This is a genomic window from Pseudomonas yamanorum (assembly GCF_013386765.1).
In the GTDB taxonomy this organism is placed as follows: domain Bacteria; phylum Pseudomonadota; class Gammaproteobacteria; order Pseudomonadales; family Pseudomonadaceae; genus Aquipseudomonas; species Aquipseudomonas yamanorum_A.
Map to the genome: position 1 here is coordinate 107,454 of NZ_JACARE010000024.1, position 21,389 is coordinate 128,842.

Annotated in this window: 19 protein-coding genes; 8 read left to right on the top strand and 11 right to left on the bottom strand. The window is 60.2% G+C overall.

Annotated features, from left to right (window positions below; translation table 11 throughout):
* Positions 1 to 49 precede the first annotated feature (49 nt).
* Positions 50 to 916: a DUF6279 family lipoprotein gene (locus HX875_RS19805; RefSeq protein WP_177044874.1), complete on the top strand. Its 867-nt coding sequence runs from the start codon at positions 50 to 52 to the stop codon at positions 914 to 916.
* Positions 917 to 919: 3 nt separating this feature from the next.
* Here the strand turns inward: HX875_RS19805 and HX875_RS19810 are convergent, their stop codons facing one another.
* Entirely contained in the window at positions 920 to 1,309 is a 390-nt protein-coding gene (locus tag HX875_RS19810; RefSeq protein ID WP_177044876.1) for a transcriptional regulator, read from the bottom strand.
* A 155-nt stretch (positions 1,310 to 1,464) separates the two neighbouring features.
* On the opposite strand from HX875_RS19810, the gene HX875_RS19815 reads away from it, so the two are divergent.
* Positions 1,465 to 1,740: a hypothetical protein gene (locus HX875_RS19815; protein ID WP_177044878.1), complete on the top strand. Its 276-nt coding sequence runs from the start codon at positions 1,465 to 1,467 to the stop codon at positions 1,738 to 1,740.
* 46 nt (positions 1,741 to 1,786) lie between these two features.
* On the opposite strand, the gene HX875_RS19820 is transcribed toward HX875_RS19815, so the two are convergent.
* Positions 1,787 to 3,133, bottom strand: a complete 1,347-nt coding sequence (locus tag HX875_RS19820; protein ID WP_177044880.1) for a DEAD/DEAH box helicase — start codon at positions 3,131 to 3,133, stop codon at positions 1,787 to 1,789.
* Between the two features lie 193 nt (positions 3,134 to 3,326).
* Here HX875_RS19820 and HX875_RS19825 point away from each other — a divergent pair, with 193 nt between their 5' ends.
* Positions 3,327 to 4,625, top strand: coding sequence for a mechanosensitive ion channel family protein (locus HX875_RS19825; RefSeq protein WP_177044882.1), 1,299 nt, complete (start codon positions 3,327 to 3,329; stop codon positions 4,623 to 4,625).
* On the opposite strand, the gene HX875_RS19830 is transcribed toward HX875_RS19825, so the two are convergent.
* The 3 genes from HX875_RS19830 to HX875_RS19840 all read right to left on the bottom strand — a co-directional run bounded on the left by HX875_RS19830 (position 4,622) and on the right by HX875_RS19840 (position 6,760).
* Positions 4,622 to 5,491: a carboxylate/amino acid/amine transporter gene (locus tag HX875_RS19830; RefSeq protein ID WP_177044884.1), complete on the bottom strand. Its 870-nt coding sequence runs from the start codon at positions 5,489 to 5,491 to the stop codon at positions 4,622 to 4,624. The two genes, HX875_RS19825 and HX875_RS19830, sit on opposite strands and share 4 nt — an antisense overlap.
* Before the next feature lie 203 nt (positions 5,492 to 5,694).
* Positions 5,695 to 6,294, bottom strand: coding sequence for an FMN-dependent NADH-azoreductase (locus HX875_RS19835; protein ID WP_177044886.1), 600 nt, complete (start codon positions 6,292 to 6,294; stop codon positions 5,695 to 5,697).
* Positions 6,295 to 6,445: 151 nt separating this feature from the next.
* Complete coding sequence (locus HX875_RS19840; RefSeq protein WP_177044888.1) at positions 6,446 to 6,760, bottom strand: 3-phosphoglycerate kinase; 315 nt, start codon at positions 6,758 to 6,760, stop codon at positions 6,446 to 6,448.
* A 49-nt stretch (positions 6,761 to 6,809) separates the two neighbouring features.
* Here HX875_RS19840 and HX875_RS19845 point away from each other — a divergent pair, with 49 nt between their 5' ends.
* From HX875_RS19845 to aqpZ, 5 genes are all read left to right on the top strand, one after another.
* Positions 6,810 to 7,733, top strand: coding sequence for a LysR family transcriptional regulator (locus tag HX875_RS19845; RefSeq protein WP_177044890.1), 924 nt, complete (start codon positions 6,810 to 6,812; stop codon positions 7,731 to 7,733).
* A gap of 13 nt (positions 7,734 to 7,746) precedes the next feature.
* Positions 7,747 to 8,550: an alpha/beta fold hydrolase gene (locus HX875_RS19850; RefSeq protein WP_177044892.1), complete on the top strand. Its 804-nt coding sequence runs from the start codon at positions 7,747 to 7,749 to the stop codon at positions 8,548 to 8,550.
* A gap of 3 nt (positions 8,551 to 8,553) precedes the next feature.
* Positions 8,554 to 9,117 (top strand): peptidylprolyl isomerase, encoded by a 564-nt coding sequence (locus HX875_RS19855; protein WP_063032494.1) that lies wholly within the window; start codon positions 8,554 to 8,556, stop codon positions 9,115 to 9,117.
* 83 nt (positions 9,118 to 9,200) lie between these two features.
* A complete protein-coding gene (locus tag HX875_RS19860) occupies positions 9,201 to 11,033 on the top strand; it encodes an ABC transporter ATP-binding protein (protein WP_177044894.1) in 1,833 nt (610 codons plus the stop codon).
* A 179-nt stretch (positions 11,034 to 11,212) separates the two neighbouring features.
* Complete coding sequence (aqpZ, locus tag HX875_RS19865) at positions 11,213 to 11,914, top strand: aquaporin Z (RefSeq protein ID WP_177044896.1); 702 nt, start codon at positions 11,213 to 11,215, stop codon at positions 11,912 to 11,914.
* Positions 11,915 to 11,925: 11 nt separating this feature from the next.
* On the opposite strand, the gene HX875_RS19870 is transcribed toward aqpZ, so the two are convergent.
* From HX875_RS19870 to hrpA, 6 genes are all read right to left on the bottom strand, one after another.
* Positions 11,926 to 13,050 carry a GNAT family N-acetyltransferase gene (locus HX875_RS19870; protein ID WP_177044898.1) on the bottom strand — a complete coding sequence of 375 codons (1,125 nt, stop codon included), beginning with the start codon at positions 13,048 to 13,050 and terminating at the stop codon, positions 11,926 to 11,928.
* A gap of 230 nt (positions 13,051 to 13,280) precedes the next feature.
* On the bottom strand, positions 13,281 to 14,615 hold the full coding sequence (locus HX875_RS19875) for an OprO/OprP family phosphate-selective porin (RefSeq protein ID WP_177044900.1): 1,335 nt from the start codon (positions 14,613 to 14,615) through the stop codon (positions 13,281 to 13,283).
* A gap of 339 nt (positions 14,616 to 14,954) precedes the next feature.
* Positions 14,955 to 15,188 carry an anti-sigma factor family protein gene (locus HX875_RS19880; protein WP_177044902.1) on the bottom strand — a complete coding sequence of 78 codons (234 nt, stop codon included), beginning with the start codon at positions 15,186 to 15,188 and terminating at the stop codon, positions 14,955 to 14,957.
* Complete coding sequence (locus tag HX875_RS19885; protein ID WP_177044904.1) at positions 15,182 to 15,796, bottom strand: RNA polymerase sigma factor; 615 nt, start codon at positions 15,794 to 15,796, stop codon at positions 15,182 to 15,184. The genes HX875_RS19880 and HX875_RS19885 overlap by 7 nt, the downstream gene beginning before the upstream one ends.
* Before the next feature lie 25 nt (positions 15,797 to 15,821).
* Entirely contained in the window at positions 15,822 to 16,943 is a 1,122-nt protein-coding gene (locus HX875_RS19890) for a beta-ketoacyl-ACP synthase III (protein WP_177044906.1), read from the bottom strand.
* 286 nt (positions 16,944 to 17,229) lie between these two features.
* Positions 17,230 to 21,141: an ATP-dependent RNA helicase HrpA gene (hrpA, locus tag HX875_RS19895; RefSeq protein ID WP_177044908.1), complete on the bottom strand. Its 3,912-nt coding sequence runs from the start codon at positions 21,139 to 21,141 to the stop codon at positions 17,230 to 17,232.
* Between the last annotated feature and the right edge of the window lie 248 nt (positions 21,142 to 21,389).

Sequence of the window (21,389 nt, forward strand, 5' to 3'; positions counted from 1 at the left end):
GCATTGACGGGTTCAGATGCAATACTCTCGTCTGCGCAAGGACTCGCTCATGCTGCGTCGGTTAAAACTTCTTGTTGTATTGCTAACCGTCAGCCTGGTGCTTGCCGGCTGCAACCGGGTGGGCCTGGCCTATCGCAACCTGGATGTGATCATCCCCTGGACCCTCAGCGACTACCTGGACATGAACGCCGGGCAGAAGAGCTGGTTCAACGACAAACTCAAGGAACACCTGGCCTGGCATTGCACCACGCAACTGCCAGGCTACCTGGATTGGCTCGACCGCCTCCAACAGATGGTCGACGACAACCACGTGACCGACGCCGCCCTGCAAACCCGCACCGCCGAGGCCAAGCAAGCGATTGCCGAAAGCGCACGGGCGATCACACCCTCCGCCGTCGCATTATTGCAGGGGCTCGACGACCAGCAAGTGCAGGACATGGAGCAAGCGTTCGCCAAAGACCTGGGCAAGCGTCAGGATGAATACCTGAAACCGTCCCTCGAACAGCAGATCAAGGAACGCGCCGAGCGCATGAACAAGCGGCTGGACGCATGGCTCGGGCCGTTAAGCGCCAGCCAGCAGAATCGCGTCACCGCCTGGTCAATCGCCCTCGGAGAGCAGAACCAGCAGTGGATCGGTAACCGCGCTCACTGGCAGGCGCTGTTTATCTCGGCGGTAAAAGACCGCCACAGCAGCGATTTCCCACAGAAGATCGAGCAACTGCTGGTAGACCGCGAAAGCCTATGGACTGCGGAGTATCGCCAGGCCTACGCCCAGACCGAAACCGCCGCCCGCAGCCTGATCGTCGACCTGATGGCGCAGAGCACCGTGCAACAACGCCAGAAGCTGACGCAGAAGATCGACAAGGTGCGCAGCGACTTCAAGGCCCTCAAATGCCTGAAGGCTGGCACCCCGTAGTCATCAGGCAATCTGTGGTTTAGAGGCCAGTTCATCAAACGTCGCCGGATCCAGCGCATCCGCCTGCTCATCCAGCACCTGGCGCGGGTGATTATCGCCAGGGATGCAGCTGTCGATCAGGCTCAGCAGCTGTGAGCCGCGCGGGGTCAATTTGAAATTCTCGCCATTGCCACGCTCTTCCTCTGACCGCGACTCAATAAAGCCGCGCGTGAACAACAATCCCTCGTAATCCGCTGCAGTCTTTTTAAACTCATCGAGATTACCGATGGGCTCACCAGCGGCAGCCCTTTTGGCGGCTTCTTCCTCGGCATATTTGCGCGGGGCAAAGCTGCTGCCACCGTTCTGCACCTCATGCAGCAATCGTTCGATCAAATCCCAATCGTAAGTCGTCATCCTGATTCCTCCTGAAGGCACACGAATATAGGCCCTTCAAAGGTGTGACATGCCGGACCCATCGTCCGTTCAGCCTAGCGGACAGGCGCGATTTCGCTGAACTTTTCAGCGTTCGAAGCCCTCAACCGAATATCATCGCCAAGGAGGTCCGAACCATGAAAACCCTGCTGAATATCGCCGTCGCGGCCACGCTGCTAACCGCCCTGCCCGCCTGGGCCTGCACGCTGGAAGAAGCCACCGCCAAACGTGAGCAACTGGCCAAGGAGGTGACCAAGCTCACCCAACAGAACCCGCAGAAGGCCAAGGAGATCAACGAGGAATTGCAGAACATGAAGCTGGAAACCGCCAGCGCAGACCTGCCCGACAAGTGCCAACTGATCGACCAGCGCCTCAAGGAAATGGACGAAGCGGCCGCCAAAGCCAAAAACTGAGGCGAAAAAAAACCGGACATTGTCCGGTTTTTTTGTGGCTCAAGCCTTACTCGGCAGCCGGTGCTTCCGGCTTGCGGCGCTTCAGGGGAGCCATGCCGTCCTTGCTGACCAACGACAAGTTGTCGGTCTTTGGACGGTTGGCGATCTTGCGCTTGGTCGGCGACTTGGCGCCGGCCTTCTTCTTCTCGCCCTTGGCATCGACCTTTTTCTTCTTCACGCCAACGGCCTTGCCCGACGCCTTGACCTTTTTCGGCCCGCCGTAGGTGCCTTTGACTTCCTTGATGGTGCGGCGCTCGAACGACTGCTTCAAGTAGCGCTCGATGCTCGACATCAGGTTCCAGTCGCCATGGCAGATCAGCGAGATCGCCAGGCCATCGTTGCCGGCACGCCCGGTACGACCGATACGGTGCACGTATTCGTCGCCGCTGCGAGGCATGTCGAAGTTGATCACCATGTCCAGGCCGTCCACGTCCAGGCCGCGGGCGGCAACGTCGGTGGCCACCAGGATCTTCACGCCGCCTTGCTTGAGGCGGTCGATGGCCAGCTTGCGGTCCTTCTGGTCTTTCTCACCGTGCAGGACGAACGCCTTGTACTCCTGAGCCACCAGGCGACCGTAGATGCGGTCGGCCATGGCGCGGGTGTTGGTGAACACGATGGCCTTCTGATAGGTCTCGTTGGCCAGCAGCCAGTTGAGGATCTGCTCTTTATGCACGTTGTGGTCAGCGGTGATGATCTGCTGACGGGTGGTGGAGTTCAGGTCGCTGACGTTGTTGACCTGCAGGTGCTCCGGGTTGTTCAGGACCTTGGCGACCATCTCGCGCAAGGTCGAACCACCGGTGGTGGCCGAGAACAGCATGGTCTGCTGGCGGTTTACGCACTCTTGCACCAGGCGCTGCACGTCGTCGGCGAAGCCCATGTCGAGCATGCGGTCGGCTTCGTCGAGCACCAGCACTTCAACTTCCTTGAGGTCCAGGTTGCCGGCGTTCAGTTGCTCGATCATCCGGCCCGGGGTGCCGATCAGGATGTCCGGCACCTTGCGCAGCATGGCGGCCTGGACCTTGAAGTCTTCGCCGCCAGTGATCAGGCCGGACTTGATGAAGGTGAACTGCGAAAAGCGCTCCACTTCCTTCAAGGTCTGCTGGGCCAGCTCCCGGGTCGGCAGCAGGATCAGGGTCTTGATGCTGACACGGACTTTGGCCGGGCCGATCAGCCGGTTCAGAATCGGCAGTACGAAAGCGGCGGTCTTGCCACTCCCGGTTTGAGCCGTCACCCGCAGGTCACGCCCTTCGAGCGCGAGCGGGATGGCCGCTGCTTGCACAGGCGTTGGCTCGACAAATTTAAGCTCGGCCACGGCTTTGAGCAGGCGTTCGTGCAGGGCGAATTGGGAAAACACGGGTGCTACCTCGAAGAAATACAAAAAAACAGCTGCATAGGGTAACGGTTTCGGGCGCCGAGGCCGAGTTTCTTTACGCGTACTGCGTCAATCAGGCGCTTTTTTGTCAGCGAATTTGTCCACAACGACAACTTTGAAGGACTTAAATGCTCTAATCGCCCCGTCACGTCTTACAGAAGAATCGCGTTTACCCATGGATATCAAACAGCTCTGGCTCAACGCCCAAGACCTTTGGGGCACCCTCGACGAGCACCCGTTACTGCATTCCAGCCTGGCGCTGGTGGTGTTGCTGGTGGTGGCCTTGCTGCTCGGACGAGTGGCGCGGTACCTCATCCTGCACGCCGTCAAGCTGCTGGGCCGGCAACCCGCGCTGCATTGGCTCAACGACCTGCGGCACAACAAAGTCTTCCACCGCCTGGCACAGATGACGCCGTCGCTGGTGATCCAGTTCGGCCTGTACCTGGTGCCGGACCTGAGCAAGACCAGCGCCCTGTTCATCGGCAACGTAGCCCTGGCGTTCACCATCCTGTTCATGGTGCTGGCGATGAGCGCCCTGCTCAACGCCCTGCTGGATATCTACGCCCGTACCGAACACGCCCGCACCCGCTCGATCAAGGGCTACGTGCAGTTGGCAAAGATGGTACTGTTCGTGTTTGGCGCAATCATCATCGTCGCCACGCTGATCGACCGCTCGCCGCTATTGCTGCTTTCCGGCTTGGGTGCGATGTCGGCGGTGATCCTGTTGGTCTACAAGGACACCCTGCTGTCGTTCGTCGCCAGCGTACAACTGACCAGCAACGACATGCTGCGGGTCGGCGACTGGATCGAAATGCCTCAGGTGGGCGCCGATGGTGACGTGGTGGACATCACCCTGCACACCGTCAAAGTGCAGAATTTCGACAAGACCATCGTCTCGATTCCCACTTGGCGCCTGATGTCCGAGTCGTTCAAGAACTGGCGCGGCATGCAGGCCTCCGGTGGCCGGCGGATCAAGCGCAGCCTGTACATCGACGCCAGCGGCGTGCGCTTCATCCGCGACGACGAAGAGCTGAGACTCTCCCAGGTACACCTGCTGACCGACTACATGAGCCGCAAAAAGGCCGAACTCAAGGCCTGGAACGAAGCCCAGGGCAATGTCGCGGCGATGTCCGCCAACCGCCGGCGCATGACCAATATCGGCACCTTCCGCGCCTATGCGCTGGCCTATCTGAAAAGCCACCCGGAAATCCAGCCGAACATGACCTGCATGGTGCGGCAGATGCAGACCACGGCCCAGGGCATTCCGCTGGAGATCTACTGCTTTACCCGCACCACTGCGTGGGCCGATTACGAGCGCATCCAGGGCGATATCTTCGATTACCTGCTGGCGGTGCTGCCGGAATTTGGCTTGAGCCTGTACCAGCAGCCGAGTGGTGGAGACTTGCGGGCGGGGATGTTGCCGGCGGTGTTGGGCGCCAGTCATTTGCCGGCGCCCGAAAGCCGCGCGCTTTAAGCCACGGAGCGGCTGGGCGACTTGATGCCCAGCCGACTGATCCACACCGCCCCCAGAATCACCAACCCGCCCAGCAGCAACCTGCCCAGCGGCTCGTGCTGGTTCCAGATCAGCAGGTTGAGCAATAACCCCACCGGCACATGCAGGTTATTCATCACCGCCAGGGTGCCGCCATTGACCATGCATGCGCCCTTGTTCCACCAGTACATTCCCAGTGCCGTGCTGACCAGCCCCAGGAATACCAACACGCCCCATTGCAACGGTGCTTCCGGCAGGTAGTTGGCCTTGCCGAACATCAGGAACGCCGGCAACGCCACCGCCAATGCACCAAGGTAGAAGTAACCAAACCGCCGGTAATGCGGCAGATCGCTCGGATGACGAGCCACCAGATGCTTATAAAGCACTTGCCCGGCGGCGTAGGTGAAGTTGGCCAGTTGCAGCAGCAAAAAGCCCATGAAGAAGTTCGGGGTGATCTGGTCAAAGCGAATCACCGCCGCTCCTGTCACCGCCACCAACGCAGCCACCAGCGCCCACGGGTTGAAGCGGCGGTTCAGCGCGTCTTCGATCAAGGTCACGTGCAACGGCGTCAGGATGGTGAACAGCAGCACCTCCGGCACCGTCAGCACGCGGAAGCTCAGGTACAGGCACACGTAGGTCACGCCAAACTGCAGCGCGCCGATCAGCAGCATGCCGCGCATGAACGCCGGCTCCACCGAACGCCAGCGAGTCAGCGGGATAAACACCAGCCCGGCCAGCACCACGCGCACCAGCACCGCGAAGTAACTGTCGACGTGACCGGCCAGGTATTCGCCGATCAAGCTGAAGGAAAACGCCTGGATCAGCGTCACAACAAGTAGATAGCCCATGCTCGCCTCATTTTGAATGGGCGCGACATTAGCGGTTTTCGGCCCTTTACGAAACTCAAGGCAAAAAAAACCCGACCTCGCTAAAAGCGTCAGTCGGGCAGGAGCACTCAGGAGCAAAAAGTGCAAAGGGAGGTTCGATACGCGTACTTGAAGGGTTGCGTGGAGCTATCTAAACAGCGGGCGATTATCTGACGATTAACATCTCACGCCACTTGTGCCAGCAGTGCCTTGGCCTGGTTCACGCCCTTTTCCTGGAAATCACCGCCCAGGTTCACCCCTTCGGCGTGAATGAACGTGACGTCATGGATGCCGATAAAGCCCATGACCTGACGCAAGTACGGTTCCTGGTGGTCGGTGCTGCCACCGGCATGGATACCACCGCGAGCGGTCAGCACAAAGGCGCGCTTGTCAGTCAGCAGGCCCTGTGGACCGGTGGCGGTGTACTTGAAGGTCACGCCGGCACGCAGCACATGGTCGAGCCAGGCTTTGAGGGTGCTGGGAATCGCGAAGTTGTACATCGGCGCGGCCATTACCAATACATCGGCGGCCAGCAGTTCGTCGGTCAGTTCGTTGGAGCGGTCCAAAGAGGCCTGTTCGATTGCGGTGCGCTGCTCGGCAGGTTTCATCCAGCCACCCAACAGGTTGGCGTCCAGGTGCGGCACCGGGCTGACGGCCAGGTCACGCACGGTGATCTGATCCGCCGGGTGGGCGACTTTCCATTGGCTGATGAATTGTTGGGTCAGTTGGCGGGAGATTGAGTCCTGCTGACGGGCGCTGCTTTCGATGATCAGAACACGGGCCATGATTATGTAAGCTCCATCGGTGAATGCTGTAAGGCGATGGAGTGAAGGTTAATCAGGGCTCGTTCGATTAAAAAGCGTAAAAAACTGCTATAACCCATCTATAAATTTGTTTATAAGCGGAGTATTGCTGTATGCAATCTCCGCTTTTGCCTTATTTCGGTGCGCACGTCAGCTGGATACGCATCTTGATAATGGCACGGCTGAAATTGACCGTGGTGTTGGTGGTTTTCCCCGCAGCCACCGTGAGCTTGCGAGTACGCGGGGCTTCCGGGCCGTTGGTAAAGCGTACCTTGCACTCCGCATCATTGAGGCCGTAGTTGGTGAGTTGGATCGAACTGATATTGCTGTCGACGTCCGACGCGCTGTAATCGATCTTCACGCCCTGAATGTCTTTCGTAACGTCGGTAGTAAATGCAAACGCGCTCAACGGCAGCAGCGCCAGCATCACACAACAGAATTTTCTCATTCGGCAGTCTCCAATAAGGACCGCCAGCTTAGGACAAGAGGAGCTCATCTTGAAAGCGCCCCGCGTTACCCTCGATCAATGGCGCACTTTGCAAGCCGTGGTCGACCATGGCGGCTTCGCCCAGGCCGCCGAAGCCCTGCACCGTTCGCAATCCTCGGTGAGCTATACCGTGGCCCGCATGCAGGATCAGCTCGGCGTCCCGCTGCTACGCATCGACGGGCGCAAGGCGGTGCTCACCGAAGCCGGCGAAGTGCTGCTGCGCCGCTCGCGGCAACTGGTGAAAAACGCCAGCCAACTGGAAGACCTCGCCCACCATATGGAACAGGGTTGGGAAGCCGAGGTGCGGCTGGTGGTCGATGCGGCCTACCCCAACGCCCGCCTCGTGCGCGCCCTCACCGCTTTTATGCCGCAAAGCCGTGGTTGCCGGGTGCGACTGCGTGAAGAAGTGTTGTCCGGCGTCGAAGAGCTGTTGATGGACGGCATGGCCGACCTCGCCATCTGCGGCTTTATCATTCCGGGCTACCTGGGCACGGAAATGAGCGACGTTGAATTTGTCGCCGTGGCCCACCCCGATCACCCGTTGCATCGGTTGCACCGCGAACTGAGCTTCCAGGACCTGGAAAGCCACATGCAGGTAGTGATCCGCGACTCCGGCCGCCAGCAGCCACGGGATGTCGGCTGGCTCGGCGCCGAACAACGCTGGACCGTCGGCAGCCTGCCCACCGCCGCCACCTTCGTCAGCAGCGGCCTGGGCTTTGCCTGGTTGCCCCGGCACATGATCGAGCGCGAACTCAAGGAAGGCCTGCTCAAGCTGCTGCCCCTGGAACGGGGTGGCAGCCGCAACCCGACGTTCTATCTTTACTCGAACAAGGACAAACCCCTGGGCCCGGCCACGCAGATTCTTGTCGAGTTGTTGCGCACCTTCGACACGGCTCCGCTGGACGCACCTTTCGCCGCACCGCAACAAGCCTGAACAAGGAGTTCACATGGCCTATTTCGAACATGAAGGTTGCACCCTGCATTACGAGGAATATGGCCATGGCACGCCGCTGATCCTGATCCACGGCCTGGGCTCCAGCTGCCTGGACTGGGAGCTGCAAGTGCCGGTGCTGTCAAAACACTACTGGTTGATCGTGGTAGATGTGCGCGGTCACGGCCGCTCCGACAAACCCCGGGAACGCTACAGCATCGCGGGCTTCACCGCCGACCTGGTGGCCTTGATCGAACACCTGCAACTGCCGCCGGCCCATGTGGTCGGCCTGTCCATGGGCGGCATGATTGCGTTCCAATTGGCGGTGGACGAACCACAGAGGCTCAAGAGCCTGTGCATCGTCAACAGCGCGCCCCAGGTCAAGGTTCGCAGCGCCAGTGACTATTGGCAGTGGGCCAGGCGCTGGAGCCTGGCGCGCATCCTCAGCCTGAACACCATCGGCAAAGCCCTGGGCAGCATGCTGTTTCCCAAGCCCGAACAGGCCGAACTGCGCCGCAAGATGACCGAACGCTGGGCAAAAAACGACAAACGTGCTTACCTCGCCAGCTTCGACGCCATTGTTGGCTGGGGCGTACAGGAACAACTTTCGAGAATTTCCTGTCCAACCCTGGTCATCAGCGCCGACCACGACTACACCCCCGTGGCGCAGAAAGAAATCTATGTAAAACTGCTGCCCGATGCGCGGCTGGTGGTGATCGAGGATTCCCGCCATGCCACGCCGCTGGACCAACCCGAACACTTCAATAACACCCTGCTCGATTTTCTCAAGACAGTCGAAACCACAACCCAGGATCACTGACCCATGCTGAAAAAAATCGCCTTCTTTGCCGGTTCCGTACTGTTCGCTGCCAACCTGATGGCGGCCGAGCCTGCCAAGGCACCGCACGTATTGATCACTACCACCAATGGCGACATCGAAATCGAACTGGACCCGGTCAAGGCCCCGATCAGCACCAAGAACTTCCTGGCCTATGTCGACAAGGGCTTCTACACCAACACCATTTTTCACCGGGTAATCCCGGGGTTCATGGTGCAGGGCGGCGGTTTCACCTCGCAAATGTCGCAAAAGCCGACCGAAGCACCGATCAAGAACGAAGCCAGCAACGGCCTGCATAACGTGCGCGGTACCTTGTCGATGGCCCGTACCAACGACCCGAACTCCGCCACCAGCCAATTCTTCATCAACGTTGCGGACAATGCCTTCCTCGACCCGGGCCGCGATGCCGGTTACGCCGTGTTCGCCAAAGTGGTCAAGGGCATGGACGTGGTCGACATCATCGTCAACTCGCAAACCACCACCAAACAGGGCATGCAGAACGTGCCAATCGATCCTGTCCTGATCAAGTCGGCCAAGCGCATCGACTGAAGGCTACAGGGAGTTTCGCGCGGTGCCCAAAAGGCACCGTGCGCATTTGAACAGGAGAGCCCGCCGCGCGGGCGTCAGACCTAATGCTCTATCGTCGTTTTGAACAACTGATCGACATCTTCCGCGACGCTCCCAGCGCCGCTCCTCCCGATAAAGTCCTGCCCTTCTATATCTATTACCTGCGCCAGGTATGGCCATGCTTTGCCGCCTTGCTGGTGGTGGGCCTGATCGGCGCGCTGATCGAAGTGGCGTTGTTCAGCTACCTGAGCCGCATCATTGACCTGGCCCAGGGTACGCCACCCGCCAACTTCTTCCAGATCCACGCCACCGAGCTGATCTGGATGGCCGTGGTCGCCCTGCTGCTGCGCCCGATCTTCGGCGCCCTGCATGACCTGCTGGTGCACCAGACCATCAGCCCCGGCATGACCAGCCTGATCCGCTGGCAGAACCATAGCTATGTGCTCAAGCAGAGCCTGAATTTCTTCCAGAACGACTTCGCCGGGCGTATTGCCCAGCGCATCATGCAAACCGGCAACTCCCTGCGCGACTCTGCAGTGGCCGCCGTGGATGCGATCTGGCACGTGGCGATCTACGCCATCAGCGCCCTGGTGCTGTTCGCCGAAGCCGACTGGCGCCTGATGATCCCGCTGATTACCTGGATCGTCGCCTACAGCCTGGCCCTGCGTTACTTCGTGCCGCGGGTCAAGGAACGCTCGGTGATTTCCTCCGAGGCACGCTCCAAACTGATGGGGCGGATTGTCGACGGCTACACCAACATCACCACCTTGAAGCTGTTCGCTCACACGAATTTCGAGCAGAACTACGCCAAGGAAGCCATCGTCGAGCAGACCGAGAAAACCCAGATGGCCAGCCGTGTGGTGACCAGCATGGACATCGTGATCACCACCATGAACGGTCTGCTGATCGTCACCACCACCGGCCTTGCCCTGTGGCTGTGGACCCAGTCGCTGATTTCGGTGGGCGCCATCGCCCTGGCCACCGGCCTGGTGATTCGTATCGTCAACATGTCCGGCTGGATCATGTGGGTGGTCAACGGCATTTTCGAAAACATCGGCATGGTGCAGGACGGCCTGAAAACCATCGCCCAGCCGCTGGCGGTAACCGACCGGGAGAACGCCCCGCGCCTGGAAGTGCCCCATGGCGAAGTGCGGTTTGATCAGGTGGATTTCCACTACGGCAAGAAGAGCGGAATCATCAGCGGCCTGAACCTGGACATCAAGCCAGGTGAAAAAATCGGCCTGATCGGGCCGTCCGGCGCGGGTAAATCCACCCTGGTCAACCTGCTGCTGCGCCTGTACGACCTGCAAGGCGGACGCATCCTGATCGACGGCCAGAACATCGCCGAAGTCGCCCAGGAAACCCTGCGCGAACAGATCGGCATGATCACCCAGGACACCTCGCTGCTGCACCGTTCGATCCGCGACAACCTGCTGTATGGCAAGCCGGACGCCACCGATGAAGAACTCTGGGCTGCCGTGCACAAGGCCCGGGCCGACGAATTCATTCCGCTGCTGTCGGACGCCGAGGGCCGCACCGGCCTGGATGCTCACGTCGGCGAGCGCGGGGTCAAACTCTCCGGCGGGCAACGCCAGCGCATCGCCATTGCGCGGGTACTGCTCAAGGACGCGCCGATCCTGATCATGGACGAAGCCACCTCGGCGCTGGATTCGGAAGTCGAAGCGGCGATCCAGGAAAGCCTGGAAACCCTGATGCAGGGCAAGACGGTAATCGCCATCGCACACCGCCTTTCCACCATTGCCAGAATGGACAGGCTGGTAGTGCTGGAAAAAGGCCAGATTGCCGAGAGCGGCAGCCATGCTGAACTGCTCGCACATGGCGGTTTGTATGCGCGATTGTGGCAACACCAGACCGGCGGGTTCGTCGGAATAGACTGATTCCGTTGGTTAACGACTACCTCAATTCCGAACAATTCTGACAGTTTTCTCTATCCCGCTGGTCTCGCGACACAATCCTGCTGTACTCCAATCAGGCCCCAGGAGGGCCCTGATTTAAGGCAGCAGGGACGCATTACAGACCCGTTAATCAGATAGAGAAATCTACTAAGGATGTGTTCATGTCACTGTTCAAACGTTCAGTTACGGAAGGACTGGGTACGTTTTGGCTGGTGTTGGGCGGCTGTGGGAGTGCGGTGTTGGCCGCAGCGTTCCCCAACGTCGGGATCGGTCTGCTCGGTGTGGCCCTGGCGTTCGGGCTCACGGTGCTGACCATGGCATTTGCCATCGGGCATATCAGCGGCTGTCACCTGAACCCGGCAGTCTCGGTGGGGCTGGTAGTGGGCGGAAGATTTCCGGCCAGGGAGTTACCGGCGTACATCGTGTCCCAGGTGATCGGCGGCACCATCGCCGCCGCGCTGTTGTACTTCATCGCCAGCGGCAAGCCCGGGTTCGAACTGGCCTCGGGGCTCGCCAGCAACGGCTATGGCGAGCATTCGCCCGGTGGTTATTCGATGGCAGCGGGGTTTGTCTGTGAGCTGGTGATGACGGCGATGTTTGTGCTGATCATCCTCGGCGCCACCGACCGCCGTGCCCCGGCAGGCCTGGCGCCGATCGCCATCGGCCTGGCGCTGACACTGATCCACCTGATCTCGATCCCCGTCACCAACACCTCGGTCAACCCGGCCCGCAGTACCGGCCCGGCGCTGATTGTCGGCGGATGGGCGCTGCAGCAGTTGTGGATGTTCTGGCTGGCGCCGATCCTGGGTGCAGTGGTCGGCGGTTTCACCTATCGATGGCTGGGCAAGGAAGAAACAGCCTGAGCCAACCGGGTTCAGCCTTGCCGGTAAGGCAGGGCTGTTCTCGCCTCTTCGGCATACGCCAGAATCCCCACGCTTTCGCGCTCCAGGAAATCCGCCACCGCCGCCTTCAATCCCGGATGCCGCAGGTAGTGCCAGGAATGGGTGATCACCGGCTCAAACCCGCGAATCAACTTGTGCTCGCCCTGAGCGCCGGCGTCGAAACGCTGCAAGCCATGGGCAATCGCATAGTCCATGCCTTGATAGAAACACGTCTCGAAATGCAGCCGGTCGAACTCCGCCAGGCAGCCCCAATAACGTCCATAAAAACTGTCGCCGCCGATCAGGCTGAAGGCCATGGCCACCGGCCGTGAACCTTGCTTGGCCAGCACCACGCGAATGGCCTCGGGCATGCGTTCGGCCAGCAGGCTGAAAAACGCCCGGGTCAGGTAGGGCGATTGTCGGCGCACGGCGTAGGTATTGGCGTAACAGGCATAGACAAAATCCCACTGCGCCTCGCTCAACTCATGGCCTTGCAACCACTCGAACTCGATGCCCTGCCCCGCCACCTGTTCGCGCTCCTTGCGCATCTGTTTGCGCTTGCGTGAACTCAGGGCGTCGAGGAAGTCCTGGAAGTCACGGTAACCACGGTTCTGCCAATGAAACTGGCAACCCAGGCGCTGCAGCCAACCCGGCTGCTCAGCCAGTGCCGTGTCTGCCAAGGCATCGGTAAAGTTGATATGCGCGCTGGAAAGGCCTTCGATCTCCAGGTAACCGGGCAGGCTTTTAAGCAATTCGAAACCGTCCTGGGCGCTGGCCGCCAACAGGCGCGGACCGCTGACCGGACTGAAGGGCACAGCCGTCAGCAACTTCGGGTAGTAGTCGATACCCGCACGCTCGCAGGCATCGGCCCAACCGTGGTCGAACACATATTCGCCGTAGGAATGCCATTTACGATAGCTGGGCAACGCGGCAATCAGCCGGCCACCTTCGTAGTGCAGCAAATGCTCGGGCTGCCAGCCGGAATGCGGGCCAATACTGGCACTGTCTTCCAGGGCACTGAGAAACGCATGGCGCAGAAACGGCTGATCGACGGGGACCAACGCGTTCCATTCATCGGGCGCAATCTCGGACAGGTTATTCAAACGTTGTAACGGCATCCCATTCCCCGACGGTCACAGCTTTGTGTAGGAGCGAGCTTGCTCGCGATGGTCGTTAACGAAAACGCGACCATTCTGACAGAACGCGGTGGTCTCTGGTTCTTCGCGAGCAAGCTTGCTCCTACAAGGCTCGACGCAAAAAAAAGCCCCGCCAAACGGCAGGGCAAAACCAAATGAGGAGCGCTTTAACGGATGAAGAAAGAGCGCCTTGGAGCGGTGTTACAGGTTGCTTAGAACACGTATTGCACGCGGGCTACGATGGCGTCGCCGCTGTCGTCGCCATTGGCGTTCTGGATCTTGTCAGTGCTGACCTTGAGGTAGTTGGCAGAGATCTTCACCGCTTCGTTGGCGTACCAGTTGACGCCGATGGTGTTCAGGCTGGCCTTGGCGTCGCCCACTTCACGGGTCGCGCTGTTACGCACCACGTTTTTGTCGTCAACGCTGATGTTGTCGTAGCGGTAGAACACTTCCCACGCACCGAATTGCTTGTTCTGCGGCTTGATGGTGTCGAACTTGGCGCCGTCGAGTTTGTAGACCCGGGACTCGCCGGTCAGGGTGTAGGCCACCTGACCGTAGAAACCTGTGGCCTTCACGTCCTGATAAGCGGCGCTGTCGGCCTTCATCTTGCGATTCAGGTATTCGGCCTGCACAGACAGCGGGCCACGGGCGAAGGCAAATTCACCACCGAACACCGTGTCGGTGTCGTAGGCATCGTTCGCGGTCAGGTTGCCGGAGTCCAGCCCCACGCCGCCGCCGAACGTCGCACGGTTGCCGTTGGCGCCGGCATCGTTGCCGCCGTTGGTGGCAACGCCGCGAGCGTCCAGGCGAGGACGGATTCGTGAGTCGAACGAGGTGTCTTTCAGGTCTCGCACCGCCACGTCCACACCCAGGTGCAAGACGTTGCCGCTGTCGTGCATCGGCGCAAACACGGCACGGGCGTTGAACTGCTTCACGCCTTTTCCGTTCTTGTCGTTGATGTCCTTGGATGACACGCCGGAGGACAGGTAGGCCACGTCGGCCACCACAGCGCTGACTTGCAGCCCCATGCCGTTTTCATGGGAGTTGACCCAGTCGGCGACTTCATAACCCAGGTTACGCTCGATGGCGGTCACCCACTTGGAGCTGGTGGCTTTTTCCAGGCCGAAGTCCTGGTCGAAACGACCCGCGCGAATCACCACCGGCTTGAAGCCTACGTACGAGAAGGACGCTTCGTCGAAGTAGCCATCGTCGGCGTTACCGGAGTTGTGGGAGAAATCGTAGTTGATCTGGTATTTCCAATCCTTGTACACCGTGCCGCCCAATTCGAGGTAGGCGCGACGGAAGTACGTCGCGTCGGCCGAGTTGCCGTTCTTGGTGTAAAAGCCATCAAAGGTGCCGTAATCAGCCTGCAAGCGACCACCCAGCTTGAAGCTGAAATTCTGGTCGGTAGTTGCAACCTCAAGGCCGCCCTTGGTTTTGACAACGATATCGGCACCGTCAGTAGTGACAGTACCGGCGAAAGCCTGGGCGGTGACGGCCAGGGCCAGGACGCTGGCCGCGAAACCGGCGAAGTGCTTACGGATCATCGAAGAATTCCCCTAATTGATGGTCTTGTGCATTGGCAAAACACGCGGTTTAGAGCCGCTCGTGTTGGGGGGCGATCTTGGCGAGGGGATATTTCAGGCGGGTTGCTGGAACATAAAGATTTTGTTACTCGGGAACTTTTTAATAGCCAATCGAAATAAGCCAAAGGCCCCATACATCAAGGCTTCAGAGCGATAAAATGGTGAAAATGCCAGATGTTGCAAAATGTAAAAACACCCGAGAAAAATGAAATATTTTCCATATTGATTATTTTTTGAGCAAAAAAAAGCCCGCATCTTTTACCGATGCGGGCTTCGTTTCAGTGTGAAAAGTGACGGGTATTACTGGTCGCGGGAACGCTCGGCGGCCAGGCGTTCGGCCAACGCATCAATATCGGCGATTGGCGGCTCGGGCAGGATCTTCAGCGTCGCCTGCATCAAGCGCATCTGCCGGATAAAGCGCCGGCAGTTGGGGCAGAACATCAGGTGATGGCGCACCAGCAGACGTTCGCGAAAGGTCAGTTGCCCATCGAGAAAGTCACTGGAACGCGCCACTTGTTCCTTACAGGTCAACATTCGCCGGTTTCCTCAAAATGCTCCACCGTGGCGAAGACTTTAAGCCGTGCTCGATGCAGCAGCACACGAACATTGGAGAGCGATAGTGTCAGAAGATTACAAATCTCTTCCAATTCCAGGCCCTGACGCTCCCGCAGCAGCAACACACTGCCTTGCAGCTCGGAAAGACTGGCCAGGGTGTGCTCCAGGCATTCGCGCAGTTCGTCTTCGGTAAGCAGCGCTTCGGGTGTGTCCTGGTGCCAGGCAAACGGCGCGACGGCCCAGTGACCGTCATCCGGCACAAAGCGATCATCGCCGATGGTGCCGTGGGGTGACGGCAGGTCATCGAGCAGCACTTCCCGGCGACTTTGCTTGTAGCGGCCCTTGGCCGAGTTGGCCGTGATGGTCAGCAGCCAGGTCTTGAGGCTGGAGCGCCCCTCGAACTTTGCCAGGTTGCGCACTACCGAGAGCCAGGCGTCCTGCACCACTTCATCGGCATGGCGCTGGCCGACGATGGCATAGGCCACGGCGCGCATGGCGCTCTGGTAGGTGGTGACCATTTCCTTGTAGGCCCGCTGCTCGCCCTTGAGCAATCGTTCAAGCAGGTGCGCGTCGTCCGCTGCTGCCATTCAAGACCTCGATTTCAAAACATGATCAGCGTTTGCGCAGAATCACGCTACCAATCGAATACCCAGCGCCAAACGAGCTGAGCACGGCCACAGCCCCCTTGGGCAAGTCGTCCTGATAGGTGTGAAACGCAATCACCGAACCGGCCGAGCTGGTGTTGGCGTAAGTATCGAGGATCACCGGCGCTTCTTCCACCGAAGCCTCGCGGCCCAGCAGTTTCTTGACGATCAGGTGGTTCATGCTGAGATTGGCCTGATGCAGCCAGAAACGCTTCACATCGCCCACATTCAGCTGGTTTTCCGTCAGGTGCTTGCCGATCAACTCGGCGACCATCGGGCAGACATCACGGAAGACTTTGCGGCCTTCTTGCACGAACAGCTTGTCTGGAGCACCGATGCCCTCTTCCGCCGCGCGGTTGAGGAAACCGAAGTTATTGCGGATGTTGTTGGAGAACTTGGTCAGCAGCTTGGTGCTCACTACGTCGAATTGATGCTTCGATGTAGCAAGGTCCGCGCGCTCCAGAATCACCGCAGTGGCCGCGTCACCGAAGATGAAGTGGCTGTCACGGTCACGGAAGTTCAGGTGACCGGTGCAGATCTCCGGGTTGACCATCAGGATCGCCCGGGCCTGGCCGAGCTGGATGCTGTTGGCGGCGTTCTGGATGCCGAAGGTCGCCGACGAGCACGCCACGTTCATGTCAAAGCCGAAACCCTGGATGCCCAGCGCTTCCTGGACTTCGATGGCAATCGCCGGGTACGCCCGCTGCAGGTTGGAACAGGCGACGATCACGCCATCGATGTCGGCGGCGGTCTTGCCGGCACGCTGCAAGGCTTGCTCGGCAGCACCCACGGCCATCTGGCAGAGGATCGACCACTCGTCGTTGGAACGCTCGGGCAGGCGCGGTGCCATGCGCTGCGGGTCGAGAATGCCAGCCTTGTCCATGACAAAGCGGCTCTTGATGCCCGAGGCCTTTTCGATGAAGGCGGCGCTGGATTCGGTCAGGGCCTGAACCTCACCGCGTTCGATGGCGGCGGCGTTATCCAGGTTGAACTGTTGCACGTAAGCATTGAAAGACTGCACCAGCTCTTCGTTGGAGATGCTGTTGGCCGGGGTATACAGGCCTGTGCCGCTGATGACGACGTTATGCACGGTCGTTCCTCTAAATCTGTTCAGGCAGAAGGGTATTGGTACCGTCGTACCAAACCGTAAGTAGTTTTATGCCGCCCAGCGGCCTTCAAACTGGAAACGCTTTATTCCATCGCGCCACGGCTGCACCAGCCCAACTCGACGATCCCGGCATTTATAACCGCGAAGTTTGCCACAACATCGAGAACTTGGCGCCCTGTCCCGGACAAACACCTTTACCCCTGTGGCGAGCGACTGTGGCTTGCTCGCTCACCACAGTCGCTCGCCACAGTTGCTTGCCGCACGTCGGTCATGCTTCGACCAGGCTCCATTGTTTACTCAAACGCTTGTCGGAAATCGGCACCTTGGTACCCAACTGCTGGGCAAACAACGACACCCGATATTCCTCCAACCACCAGCGATAGAGCTCCAACTGAGGGTCGCGCTTGCCTTCCTGGGCGTGTTTGTTCAGGCGGTTCTGATACTGGCTCCACAGGCCGCCCAGTTCGGTACTCCAGACCCGATCCTTCTGCACCTGGCTCGGCAATTTCTCCAGGCGCAGTTCGATGGCCTTGAGGAAACGCGGCAGCTCCTTGAACCACTGAGCCGGGGTTTCCCGCACGAAACCGGGATACACCAGGTTGCTCAGTTGTTGCTTGATATCGTTCAGGGCCACGGCCTGGGCCAGGTCAATCTTGCCTTTGAAGCGTTTTTGCAGGCCATGCCACAGCTTCAGGATTTCGAGGGTCAAGCGTGCCTGGCGCTCGGCATGCTCGGTCCAGCTGCCGCGCTTGCGCTCGGCCAGGGCGGCCAGGCCTGCGCCGTCTCGCGGCAGGCTGGCCTCGCCTTCCAGCACGCAGCTGTCGAGGCTGGCCAGCAGAATGTCTTCCACCAGGGCTTCGATACGCCCCAGCTCGCGGTACATCAGCCCCAACTCGGTAAGGCCGGGCAACTTGCCCCGCAGGAATTTTGCCGGTTCGGCCAATTGCTGCAACAGCAAGCGCTGCAATGCACGACGGTGCTGGAACTCGGCCTCGGCGGCAGTGGAGAAACGCCCCTCCTTCACCGTGCCATTTTCCTCCACCAATGCCGGATAAACCGTCATCGACAGGCCGGCGATGTTTTGCTGGGTTTTCTCGGCCACCGCCGCGAACACCTTGGCCTCCACCGGCTGCTGGCTTTTCGCAGTCTGCGGCACGGCCAACGCCGCCTGGCTGGCTTCGGCAAAACGCGCGGTCAGCTCGGCCAGGTCGCGGCCTTCACCGAGGAACTTGCCCTGGCCGTCGACCACTTCCAGGTTCATCTTCAGGTGGTTTTCCACCTGCTGCGCGGCCTCGGCCCAGGCTTCATCGCTGACCCGTGCCCCGGTCATGCGCAACAACTCACGCCCCAAGGCCTGGGGCAGCGAGCCTTGGCCGAACTCGATACGCTGCAACGCTGCCTTGACGAAATCCGGCACCGGCACGAAGTTCTTGCGCAGCGCTTTCGGCAGGTTACGCACCAGGGCTATGCACTTGGCCTCGATCACACCCGGCACCAGCCACTCCAGGCGCTCGGGAGGCAACGCCGGCAACAGAGGCGCCGGCACGCGCAAGGTCACGCCGTCCCGCGGGTGATTGGGCTCGAAGTGATAACTCAAGGCCAGGGCCAGGTCGCCCAGGTGCAAGGTGTCGGGGTAATGGGCGGCGGTGACTTCACTGGCCTCGCGGGCCAGTACGTCTTCCTCGCGCATGATCAACAGTTGCGGGTCTTTCTGGCTGTTGACCTTGTACCAGCTGTCGAAGGTCGCGGTCTGGTGAATCTCCGCCGGCAAGCGCGCGTCGTAGAACGCGTACAGGGTTTCTTCGTCCGCCAGGATGTCGCGCCGGCGGGCCTTGGCTTCCAGCTCGTCGAGCTGCTCCAGCAGTTGCTGGTTGGCCGTCAGGCAGCGGGCCCGGGACTGAATCTCGCCCCGCACCAGGCCTTCGCGGATAAACAGTTCGCGGGACGTCACCGGATCAATCGGCCCGTAGTGCACCGGCCGGCGACCGACGATGATCAACCCGAACAGGGTGATCTGCTCAAACGCCACCACCTGGCCGCGCTTCTTCTCCCAATGGGGTTCAAAGTGGTTTTTCTTGATCAGGTGCCCGGCCAACGGCTCGATCCAGTCGGCATCGATCTTGGCCACCATCCGCGCATACAGCTTGGTGGTCTCCACCAGTTCGGCGGTCATCAGCCATTGCGGGCGCTTCTTGCCGATGCCCGACGAAGGGTGAATCCAGAAACGCCGCTGACGCGCGCCGAGGTAATCGCCCTCTTCGGTCTTCTGGCCAATCTGGCTGAGCAGGCCGGACAGCACGGCTTTGTGCAGTTTCGGGAAGTCTGCTGGCTCTTTGTTGACGGTCAGCTGCATGTCGCGGCAGATCAGGCTCAACTGGCGGTGGGAATCACGCCATTCCCGCAGGCGCAGGTAATTCAGGAAATTCTTGCGGCACCAGTTACGCAGCGGGCTGGCGGTCAGCTCCTGGCGCTGTTCTTCAAAGCCGCGCCACAGATTCACCAGCCCGGCGAAATCGGAGTCGGCATCTTTCCACTGTGCGTGAGCCTGGTCGGCGGCCTGCTGGCGCTCCGGCGGGCGCTCGCGCGGATCCTGGATCGACATCGCACTGGCGACGATCAGCACTTCCTGCAAGCTGCCAAGCTTGGCGGCTTCCAGCAACATGCGGCCCATGCGCGGGTCCACCGGCAAGCGCGCCAGCTGGCGGCCCATCGGCGTCAGTTGGCTGTTGCGGTCGACGGCCGACAATTCTTGCAGCAGGTTGAAACCGTCGCTGATGGCCTTGCCATCCGGCGGCTCGATAAACGGGAAGTCGGTGATCTCGCCCAGACGCAGGTGCAACATCTGCAGGATCACGGCCGCGAGGTTGGTACGCAGAATCTCGGGGTCGGTAAATTCCGGGCGCCCGATAAAGTCTTCTTCGCTGTACAGGCGCACGCAGATGCCCGGCTCAACCCGCCCGCACCGGCCTTTACGCTGGTTGGCGCTGGCCTGGGAAATCGCCTCGATCGGCAAACGCTGGACCTTGGCCCGGTAGCTGTAGCGGCTGATGCGCGCGGTGCCGCTGTCGATCACATAGCGAATGCCCGGCACGGTCAGCGAGGTTTCCGCGACGTTGGTCGCCAGCACCACGCGGCGGCCCGGGTGGGACTGGAAGATCCGCTGCTGCTCGGCCGGCGACAGGCGCGCATACAGCGGCAGGATTTCGGTGTGCTTGAGCTGGGCCTTGCGCAGCATGTCGGCGGCATCGCGAATCTCGCGCTCGCCGGGCAGGAACACCAGCACATCGCCAGGGCTCTTGCGCTCGCTGCGTTCAAAGGCGGCGATCTCATCGAGGGTGGCAAGAATCGCCTGGTCGACGGTCAGGTCATCCTCGACACGGTTGCCTTCCTCATCCTGCTCCAGGGTCAGCGGGCGGTACCAGGTTTCCACCGGGAACGTGCGGCCCGACACCTCGACAATCGGCGCATCGTCGAAGTGCTTGGAAAAGCGCTCCAGGTCGATGGTGGCCGAGGTGATGATGACTTTGAGGTCCGGGCGCCGTGGCAGCAGGGTTTTCAGGTAACCCAGCAGGAAGTCGATGTTCAGGCTGCGTTCATGGGCCTCGTCGACGATGATCGTGTCGTAGCGTTCGAGGTAGCGGTCATTCTGGGTTTCGGCCAGCAGGATACCGTCGGTCATCAGCTTGATCAGGGTGTTGGAGTCACTCTGATCCTCAAACCGCACCTGATAACCCACCAGCGACCCCAGCGGCGTCGCCAGCTCTTCGGCAACCCGGCTGGCCACGCTGCGCGCCGCAATCCGCCGTGGCTGGGTGTGGCCGATCAGGCCGTATTGGCCACGGCCGATTTCCAGGCAGATTTTCGGCAACTGCGTGGTTTTACCCGAACCGGTCTCACCGGCAATGATCAGCACCTGATGCTTGAGCAGCGCCTCTTTGATCTCGTCGCGCTTGGCGGCGATCGGCAGGCTGTCGTCGTAACGAATCACCGGCAGGCTGGCACGCCGCGCCGTCACCTGGGCACAGGAGGCCTGCATCCGCGTCACCCACTGCGCAAGTTTTTCCTCATCGGGTTTCTTGCGCAGCTCAAGCAGCTGCCGCCGCAAGCGGTGGCGGTCGGCGAGCATGGCGTGATCGAGGTTTTTCAGCAGTTGGTCGATAGCGGGCGCTTGGTCAGTCATCAGATACGCAAAGGTCTTCTTAGTGAGGCAGGTGGGCCTGCGGTGACGTGATCGGCAAAATTCAGGGCCGCGATTGTCGCAGATTTCGGCGAACAAGGACGAGTCTGTCGCCGAATGCTCTTTCCTACGTCGTTGGTAAATAGATCACACGTCCCACTCAGAACAATCTTTACAGTTCAAATAGCGAGAGTCGTTCTAATGGGGCGTTGATGATCGCAGCCTTTGCGATACACAACGCCAGGGAGAAG

Excerpts from the sequence above, each read along its gene's own strand:
- HX875_RS19805 (WP_177044874.1), top strand. The coding sequence starts at position 50 with ATGCTGCGTCGGTTAAAACTTCTTGTTGTATTGCTAACCGTCAGCCTG.
- HX875_RS19810 (WP_177044876.1), bottom strand. The coding sequence starts at position 1,309 with ATGACGACTTACGATTGGGATTTGATCGAACGATTGCTGCATGAGGTG.
- HX875_RS19815 (WP_177044878.1), top strand. The coding sequence starts at position 1,465 with ATGAAAACCCTGCTGAATATCGCCGTCGCGGCCACGCTGCTAACCGCC.
- HX875_RS19825 (WP_177044882.1), top strand. The coding sequence starts at position 3,327 with ATGGATATCAAACAGCTCTGGCTCAACGCCCAAGACCTTTGGGGCACC.
- HX875_RS19830 (WP_177044884.1), bottom strand. The coding sequence starts at position 5,491 with ATGGGCTATCTACTTGTTGTGACGCTGATCCAGGCGTTTTCCTTCAGC.
- HX875_RS19835 (WP_177044886.1), bottom strand. The coding sequence starts at position 6,294 with ATGGCCCGTGTTCTGATCATCGAAAGCAGCGCCCGTCAGCAGGACTCA.
- HX875_RS19840 (WP_177044888.1), bottom strand. The coding sequence starts at position 6,760 with ATGAGAAAATTCTGTTGTGTGATGCTGGCGCTGCTGCCGTTGAGCGCG.
- HX875_RS19850 (WP_177044892.1), top strand. The coding sequence starts at position 7,747 with ATGGCCTATTTCGAACATGAAGGTTGCACCCTGCATTACGAGGAATAT.
- HX875_RS19855 (WP_063032494.1), top strand. The coding sequence starts at position 8,554 with ATGCTGAAAAAAATCGCCTTCTTTGCCGGTTCCGTACTGTTCGCTGCC.
- HX875_RS19860 (WP_177044894.1), top strand. The coding sequence starts at position 9,201 with ATGCTCTATCGTCGTTTTGAACAACTGATCGACATCTTCCGCGACGCT.
- aqpZ (WP_177044896.1), top strand. The coding sequence starts at position 11,213 with ATGTCACTGTTCAAACGTTCAGTTACGGAAGGACTGGGTACGTTTTGG.
- HX875_RS19870 (WP_177044898.1), bottom strand. The coding sequence starts at position 13,050 with ATGCCGTTACAACGTTTGAATAACCTGTCCGAGATTGCGCCCGATGAA.
- HX875_RS19875 (WP_177044900.1), bottom strand. The coding sequence starts at position 14,615 with ATGATCCGTAAGCACTTCGCCGGTTTCGCGGCCAGCGTCCTGGCCCTG.
- HX875_RS19880 (WP_177044902.1), bottom strand. The coding sequence starts at position 15,188 with ATGTTGACCTGTAAGGAACAAGTGGCGCGTTCCAGTGACTTTCTCGAT.
- HX875_RS19885 (WP_177044904.1), bottom strand. The coding sequence starts at position 15,796 with ATGGCAGCAGCGGACGACGCGCACCTGCTTGAACGATTGCTCAAGGGC.
- hrpA (WP_177044908.1), bottom strand. The coding sequence starts at position 21,141 with ATGACTGACCAAGCGCCCGCTATCGACCAACTGCTGAAAAACCTCGAT.